The organism is Bacillus sp. mrc49, assembly GCF_002803435.1.
In genome coordinates this window covers 1-941 of the sequence record NZ_PHNG01000153.1, presented here as the reverse complement: position 1 = coordinate 941, position 941 = coordinate 1, and the positions used below count along the sequence as shown (strand labels likewise).

1 protein-coding gene is annotated in these 941 nt (G+C 47.7%); it reads right to left on the bottom strand.

The window, feature by feature from the left end:
* Positions 1-872 (bottom strand): M17 family peptidase N-terminal domain-containing protein (locus tag CVN76_RS01050; RefSeq protein ID WP_332850580.1); only part of this gene is annotated, 872 nt, incomplete at its 3' end.
* Positions 873-941 lie beyond the last annotated feature (69 nt).

Below are 941 nucleotides of genomic sequence, written 5' to 3'. Positions count from 1 at the left end.
CCCCCCATATCCGTTTTCATTCCGACGATGCCGGCCTTCGTTTTCAAGGAATATCCCCCAGTATCGAACGTGATGCCTTTGCCTACCAAACCGATAACATCCCTCCATTCCTCTTTTCCTTGATACTTCAACACGATCATTTTCGGTGGTTCGACCGAGCCCTGATTGACGGCAAGGAGGGCTCCCATTCCCAACTTGAGCATATCTTCCTTCTCAAGTATCTCCACTTCAAAACCATAACGTTCACCCAAAGCGGCTGAATAGTCAGCCAAATCCGTGGAAGTCAGCAAATTCCCAGGTGTATTGACCAATGTCCTCGCCGAGTTGGTGGCCCTGCCGAAAATTCTGCCTACATGAAGCGCCGCCCCTACCTCGCCACTATCGGCATCACTATAAACCGTAATTCTTTCGATGCTTTTTTCGACCTGGTTCGATTTTTGCTTGTAGCCTTCAAACTTATAGGAAGCAAGTTCGAACGCCTCCGAGCACGCATGCGCAGCGTCCAGGGCATCCAGGTTTTCAGTCGTGAATGTATCCAAGGCGATCGACAGAGTCGTCAGCTTGGATTCCGCAATCGTTTTACGCGCTTTACCGAGCGCTTCGCGGAGCGTTTCGAAAGTAAGCTCTTTTTCCTTGCCCAGGCCCACAAACACCAACCGCTTCACGCCTAACTTGCCTAATGTATGTATTTTAACCACTGATTTTTTCTTGGAAGAGATTTCTCCAGCTTTCACTAACTCTGTTAGCTGCCCGCCCAATTGCTCATCGGCTTCCTTCCCTATGCCAGTGAACTTGATCGGTCTGTCAAACACACCCAGGACCAAGCATTCGTCGATCAAATCTATATTCAAGGAATCTTTAACTGTGAACATATGCTATCTCCTCCATTCGATTACCTTCATTATAACGAAATCTTCCAAAGTTTTCGATAAAGGCATTTG